This is a genomic window from Nitrosomonas sp. Nm166, assembly GCF_900112825.1.
Lineage (GTDB): Bacteria > Pseudomonadota > Gammaproteobacteria > Burkholderiales > Nitrosomonadaceae > Nitrosomonas.
The window spans coordinates 1-6,731 of record NZ_FONE01000071.1 but is presented as its reverse complement, the minus strand read 5'-3'; the positions used below and the strand labels follow the sequence as shown (position 1 = coordinate 6,731).

The following is a 6,731-nucleotide window of genomic DNA, read 5'->3' as shown; positions in this document are numbered from 1 at the left end:
AGCCATCATCGCTCCGATTGTGCTGGTGATTGCAGCAGGCGCTTTCTTCATGATGCGCAGCCGGAGTAAAACTCATCCAACTGCGGCTTAAGGTAAACCTGTAGTTGCGTTTTATCGAAGAGCACAACAAATAACTATTTGTTGTGCTCTTTTATTGCAGATATTGTAAATTCGTATAAAAGGCACTGCTACACGACTGCCCCGTCATTCTCAAGAGGTCTTTTCTCTACCTTAACGAGATCTTCTCGTTTGACTCCTAGTGACATAATAATTGAGCTACCCACCATAATGGATGAGTAGATGCCAAACAGGATGCCGATCGTTAATGCCAGTGCAAAATAGTGAAGTACCTCGCCACCAAATAACAGCATTGCAATAACAACCATTTGGGTGCTGCCATGTGTGATAATAGTGCGCGACATAGTCTGTGTAATAGCACTGTCGATCACTTGTGTAAGAGAAGCTTTTCGGTACTTACGGAAATTTTCTCGAATCCGATCAAAAATAACCACGGATTCGTTAACGGAATAGCCTAGGATAGCTAATACAGCTGCTAATACCGTCAGTGAAAATTCCCATTGAAAAAATGCAAAGCAACCCACAATAATAACAACATCATGCAGGTTGGCGATAATGCCCGCAATGCCAAATTTCCATTCAAATCGCATAGCCAGATATGCGACTATACCTAACGAAACAAATAACAATGCCAATGCACCATTTTCTAATAACTCTTTACCAACTTGGGGACCGACGAACTCCACACGTTTCATTATTACTGAAGAATCAGCTTGCTTAAGTGCACTTAAAACGGTTTCAGACAATTGCGCACTGGAAACTTCAGGCTTGATGGGTAAACGTATTAAAACATCACGTGAGGTGCCAAAATTTTGTACACTGGCATCAGACATTCCAAGATCCGTCAGGATACTACGTACCTTCCCGAGATCAGCTGTTTGACCATAGCTAACCTCCAGAACAGTTCCACCCGTAAAGTCCACACCGAGATTTAATCCTTTTGTAACAATAAAAAACGCAGAAAGAATAAATGTTGTTATTGAAATGACCGCGGCCGGACGTCTCCAGTTCATGAAAGGGATGTCACGATTAAATCGAAAAATTTCCATAATTGACTTCCTTATATGCCCATTTATTTTCGCTTAGATTGTTTGGTGTCAGATGTTTTGCGCTGCCTACTTTTTGGGACTCTGTTCACCTGGTTTAGTTTTAGCATTGATGCCCACCTTATCACTTGGTTGGGCCATAACTTCTTTCTGACTGCTACTCTCAGATTGGACGCTATCTTTTTTCTGCTCGCTAATCATTTGGCTACTATCAATATCTTTATTAATTTCACCTGTTGCATGAGGAAGAGTTTTATCGCCAACTGAGCTGTACTTAGGTATCCAGATTTTTCCGATAGGAACGCGATCGAGCCTGCGACGGCTTCCATACATCAGATTCACCATGCCTCTGGATACAAAGGTTGCCGTGAATACAGAAGTTAAAATACCCAGGCAAAGAACGACGGCGAATCCTTTTACTGGCCCTGAGCCGAAAGCAAACAAAGCGATACCAGCAATTAAAGTTGTAATATTGGAGTCAACGATGGTGCCAAATGCACGCTCAAATCCCGCATGAATCGCAAGCTGCGGAGAAGCACCTGCACGTAGCTCATCGCGGATACGCTCGTTAATCAGTACATTCGCGTCGATCGCCATCCCTACAGTCAACGCTAACGCGGCCATTCCAGGCAGGGTTAGAGTAGCTTGCATGATGGATAATAAGCCTACAAGCAATAGTAAATTTAGGGCGAGAGCGATGACTGAGATAACGCCAAACGCCGTGTAATAAATCACGATGAAGAAAGCAACAGCCAGAAATCCATACAGCGTGGAATTAAAGCCTCGAGCAATATTATCAGCACCCAGACTTGGGCCTACTGTGCGTTCTTCAATAATATCCATCGGTGCTGCGAGCGCACCTGCCCGGAGCAATAATGCGACATCACGAGCTTCCATACTGGTCATGCGCCCGCTGATCTGAACACGCCCACCGCCTATTTCCTCGCGGATGACAGGGGCGGTGATAACCTCAGCTTTATTCTTTTCGATCAAAAGAATAGCCATTCGTTTACCGACATTATCACGTGTCAATTGTTTAAAAATGCGTGATCCGCTGCTATCCAGGTTGATATGCACTGCGGGTTGATTATCTTTATCAAAGCCTGGCTGAGCATCAGTGATATGTTCACCTGTCAGTAAAACCTGCTTCTTAACGAGTAGTGGGCTGCCGCCACGTTCTTCATAAAGCTCAGTACCAAATGGAACTTGACCACGCAAGGCTGCATCTAGATCTCGCTCGTCATCAACCATGCGTATTTCCAGCGTAGCGGTTCGTCCCAGGATATCTTTTGCCTTGGCGGTATCCTGCACGCCTGGTAGTTGTACAATGACACGATCTGCACCGGCCTTTTGGATAATGGGTTCAGCAACTCCCAATTCATTAACGCGATTGCGCAGGGTAGTGATATTCTGCATCACGGCTGAATCTTGCATGCGCGCCTGAGCTTCAGGCTTGATTACAGCAACAAGATGGTATCGGTTATCGGCTTGTTCTTCTTTTAAACCGAGATCGGGGTAACTCGATTTCAGCTCAGCTTCTGCTTTTGCACGTGATTCGGCATCACGAAATTTCAGGGTCAGTTTTTTAGCCTGTTTCTCAAGCCCTGTATAGGAAATTTTATGTTCGCGCAAAGTACTCCGAATGTCGGCACTGTAGCGATCCAATGCTTTATCGAGCGCACCGTCCATATCGACTTCAAGCATAAAATGTACGCCGCCCCGCAAATCAAGCCCCAAATACATCGGCAAAGCGCCAAGCTTAGTCAACCATTGGGGAGAATTGGGCAGCAGATTCAGCGCAATGATATATTCATTGCCGAGGGTTGATTCCAATAGATCCTTTGCCTTGATTTGAGTATCCGTATCAACGAAACGAACTTTGATGCTGCCTTCTTCAAGAAAAATTCCGTCTGTAGTGATATTGGCTTGTTTCAACGTCTCTTCGACTCGATGTAACAAGGGAATATCAGCACTCGCGGAAATCCGCAATGGGGAAATCTGTACTGCGGGTGATTCACCGTAAAAATTGGGTAGAGTGTAAAGCAATCCGAGTAGAAGCGAAACCGCAATAATCAGATATTGCCAAAATGCGTAGCGGTTCATGGGTATAGTTAACTATTCAATAATAAAAGGTGAGAAGAATGCAAAAGAAGGATTGATAGTAATAAATCTTCTCTTCGTCATAAAACGATTATTTTTTCTCAATAGGCTTCTCGACTTCAGTATCTTTGCTTTCTAATACTTCGCCGATGTCTTCATCTTTATTGTCCTCTAGAGGCGCTATCGGTTTTGCCCCTCTGGCTTTTTGTGTTTTTCCGCCTTTGGGTTCGATGCTCTTTAGTGTCCCTTTAGGTAACAAGGTTTGAACTGAGGATTTAAGGATGGTGACTTCTACAGCAGGTGCGATCTCAACGATGACATAGCTCTCGCTGACATTGATGATTAGGCCCAATATGCCGCCGTTTGTGATAACTTCATCGCCCCTTTGGAGGGCTTCCACCATTTGTTTATGTTCTTTTGCGCGCTTTGATTGGGGGCGGATCAGCAAAAAATAAAAAATGATCAGTATACCGATCATCGGTAATAGGCTTACTAAACTTGCTTCAGATTGCGCCGGTGCAGCAGCTTGAGCAAATGCGTCACTAATCAGCATAGAATTCTCCCGAAACTATTATTAGAAAAATACATATTAGCATGATGACCGCTTATGCCAGAAATTCTTGTGCATATTCTTCAAATTGCTTGTTTTCGATGGCTGTACGAATTTCTTTCATCAATTGCTGGTAATAAAACAAATTATGAACGGTATTCAAATGCGCGCCGAGCATTTCATTGATGCGTTGTAAATGATGCAGATAGGCGCGGCTGAAATGCCGACAGGTATAGCAACCGCAGTGCTCATCAGGTGGTGATGTATCCAAACGGTACTGGCTATTTCGCAATTTGATAATGCCATGACGCGTGTATAGCCATCCATTACGAGCATTCCGCGTCGGCAATACGCAATCAAACATATCAATGCCCTGCGCTACCGCATTGACAATATCAGCGGGTGTGCCAACGCCCATCAAATAACGTGGCTTGTCAGCGGGCAGCAACGGTGCGGTATGTTTCAGGATACGCTTCATGTCTGCCTTGGGCTCTCCGACAGATAATCCACCAATGGCATAACCATCAAAGCCGATAGGGTATAAGCCAGTAAATGATTGGTCGCGTAGATGCTCATACATGCCGCCTTGCACAATACCAAACAAAGCATTGGGATTATCGCCATGGGCTTGTTTGGAGCGTTCCGCCCAACGTAAACTGAGCTCCATGGATTGCCGTGTAGGGGTTTCATCTGCTGGATAAGGCGTGCATTCATCAAATATCATGACAATATCTGAATTGAGTGTGCGTTGAATACGCATTGATTCTTCTGGTGACAGAAAACAGTTATCGCCATTGACAGGTGATTTGAAATGAACGCCTTGCTTAGTGATTTTGCGCAATTCTCCCAGGCTATACACTTGAAATCCACCTGAGTCGGTTAATATCGGGCCATGCCAGCTTATGAAATTGTGTAATCCACCATGTGCTTGAATAACTTCTAATCCAGGGCGTAGCCATAGATGAAAAGTATTTCCTAAAATAATCTGTGCATTCGTTGCTTGCAGGGCAGCAGGGGGCATGGTTTTAACTGCACCATAAGTACCCACTGGCATAAAAACTGGTGTTTCGACTGTGCCATGGGCCAGAGTTAAAGTGCCGCGGCGGGCTGCATGATCGGTAGAATGTACCTGAAATTTCATAACTTCTTCTCAATGAGCATGGCATCCCCATAACTAAAAAAACGATAACGTGCCGTCACAGCATGCTGATAAGCGCGTTGAATGTTTTCCATCCCAGCGAATGCTGAGACTAGCATTAGTAATGTAGAGCAAGGTAAATGAAAGTTGGTTAATAATCGCTCGACAATTTGAAAACGATAGCCCGGTGTTATAAAAACCTGCGTATCACCATAACCTGCAACCAATCGGCCTTGATGAAGCGATGCACAAGCTTCCAAGGCTCGCAATGTTGTTGTGCCGACCGCGAGAATGCGCCCTCCTCCTGTCGTTTTAGCATGATCAATCGCGTCAATAGTGGCTTGGGGAATATGGAAAATTTCGCTATGCATAATGTGATCAGTGATATTTTCAACCCGCACCGGCTGAAATGTTCCAGCGCCGACGTGTAAAGTAACGTAAACAATATTCACGCCCATGGCATGTAATTGATCCATCATGCTAACATCGAAATGTAAACCGGCAGTCGGCGCCGCAACAGCGCCTGAGTTTCTGGCGTAAATAGTTTGATAGCGTACTTCATCCACAGCAGTAGCTGGCCGCGTAATATAAGGAGGCAGCGGCAATTGACCGTAGCATTCCAGTAACTCAGTAACTGTCATGGTATGCTCAAAATGCAACGTATAAAGCTCTTGTTCGCGTGCAACCACAGTCACTGGAATCACATCTGTCACTAACAGTCTTGAACCCGGCTTGGGCGCATGACTGGCACGAATAGTTGCCAGCGCATGGTGATCATCTAGTACTCGCTCTACCATGATTTCCACCTTACCACCACTGCTTTTCTTACCCAATAAGCGAGCCTTGATCACTTGAGTATCGTTAAATACCATCACGTCTCCGGCCTGCAAATAATCTGGCAAGTCAGAAAATAGCGCATCTTGCCATTGACTATTGACGCTATCCAGATAGAGCAAGCGGCTGCCAGTACGCTGTTTAGCAGGAAATTGTGCGATTAGTTCGGCGGGTAAATAAAAATCAAAATCCTGAATTTTCATGTCGCCTATTATACTGATGCAGCATGTTTTCGCCCATGCGGCTTGCTGTGATACAGGTTTTCAGTGATAATTGCGCCTTCAGCTCATGCAAGAAGATAGCAAAATAGCACAAGGCCGGGATGGCGGAATTGGTAGACGCACGGGACTCAAAATCCCGCGAAGGCAACTTCATGGGGGTTCGATTCCCCCTCCCGGCACCAATAGTAGTTTTCAATTGGTTTCATATCGTATCAAATCCTTTGTAATTACTATAATTTTATAAAATTGATTGTATCAGGAGATAGCATATTATCTTTTGATATACCATCCGTTTGTTGGTACTTTTGATGATACTTCGAAATACCATCAAACGAGATACCACAAATGCTAACCGATGTCGCAGTGCGTCAAGCTAAAGCAAAAGATAAGCCCTACAAAATAAGTGATAGTGGCAGACTGTATTTACTGGTGAATGCCATCGGAAAATACTGGAGAATGAATTATCGCTTTGCAGGTAAGCAAAAAACTTTAGCGATTGGTGTTTATCCTGCCGTCTCTTTGGTTAAACCCAGATTTTCCATTAGAACCGATCAGGGTGTGAATATTGGGCTAAATTTAACGGGGAGATCAAACGTTTTAGATTTGTCCCAAAGACCATCCATCCATTCACGTTGTTGCATGGCAACAGCCAGGTTAATAATTTTTTTCCGGCCTTCATGAGTGATGTAACCTGCTTTGGCAAAGAGCTTGTAGCGCAGGGTTTTGAGGGTGTTCTGGACATCAGGCTTGCCGGAAATGACATC

6 protein-coding genes, 1 tRNA gene and 1 pseudogene are annotated in these 6,731 nt (G+C 44.5%); 2 read left to right on the top strand and 6 right to left on the bottom strand.

Features of this window, described 5'->3' with window-relative positions; all coding sequences use genetic code 11:
- Positions 1–188: 188 nt before the first annotated feature.
- The 5 genes from secF to queA form a co-directional block, all read right to left on the bottom strand.
- The gene (gene secF, locus BM021_RS14130) at positions 189–1,127 is read right to left on the bottom strand and encodes a protein translocase subunit SecF (protein WP_090721643.1); all 939 of its coding nucleotides are present in this window, start codon (positions 1,125–1,127) and stop codon (positions 189–191) included.
- A 66-nt stretch (positions 1,128–1,193) separates the two neighbouring features.
- Positions 1,194–3,227: a protein translocase subunit SecD gene (secD, locus tag BM021_RS14125; RefSeq protein WP_090721642.1), complete on the bottom strand. Its 2,034-nt coding sequence runs from the start codon at positions 3,225–3,227 to the stop codon at positions 1,194–1,196.
- A gap of 88 nt (positions 3,228–3,315) precedes the next feature.
- Entirely contained in the window at positions 3,316–3,777 is a 462-nt protein-coding gene (yajC, locus tag BM021_RS14120) for a preprotein translocase subunit YajC (protein ID WP_090721641.1), read from the bottom strand.
- 52 nt (positions 3,778–3,829) lie between these two features.
- Positions 3,830–4,915 carry a tRNA guanosine(34) transglycosylase Tgt gene (tgt, locus tag BM021_RS14115; RefSeq protein WP_090721640.1) on the bottom strand — a complete coding sequence of 362 codons (1,086 nt, stop codon included), beginning with the start codon at positions 4,913–4,915 and terminating at the stop codon, positions 3,830–3,832.
- The gene (gene queA / locus BM021_RS14110; protein ID WP_090721639.1) at positions 4,912–5,949 is read right to left on the bottom strand and encodes a tRNA preQ1(34) S-adenosylmethionine ribosyltransferase-isomerase QueA; all 1,038 of its coding nucleotides are present in this window, start codon (positions 5,947–5,949) and stop codon (positions 4,912–4,914) included. The genes tgt and queA overlap by 4 nt, the downstream gene beginning before the upstream one ends.
- 113 nt (positions 5,950–6,062) lie before the next feature.
- Between queA and BM021_RS14105 the strand changes: the two genes are divergently transcribed.
- Both BM021_RS14105 and BM021_RS16345 read left to right on the top strand, forming a co-directional pair.
- A tRNA-Leu gene (locus BM021_RS14105) sits at positions 6,063–6,149 on the top strand.
- 163 nt (positions 6,150–6,312) lie between these two features.
- Positions 6,313–6,480 (top strand): annotated as a pseudogene (locus tag BM021_RS16345) (Arm DNA-binding domain-containing protein); the annotation flags it as partial.
- Positions 6,481–6,518: 38 nt separating this feature from the next.
- Here the strand turns inward: BM021_RS16345 and BM021_RS16340 are convergent.
- On the bottom strand, positions 6,519–6,731 hold a 213-nt coding region (locus tag BM021_RS16340), incomplete at its 5' end, for a hypothetical protein (protein WP_256207942.1).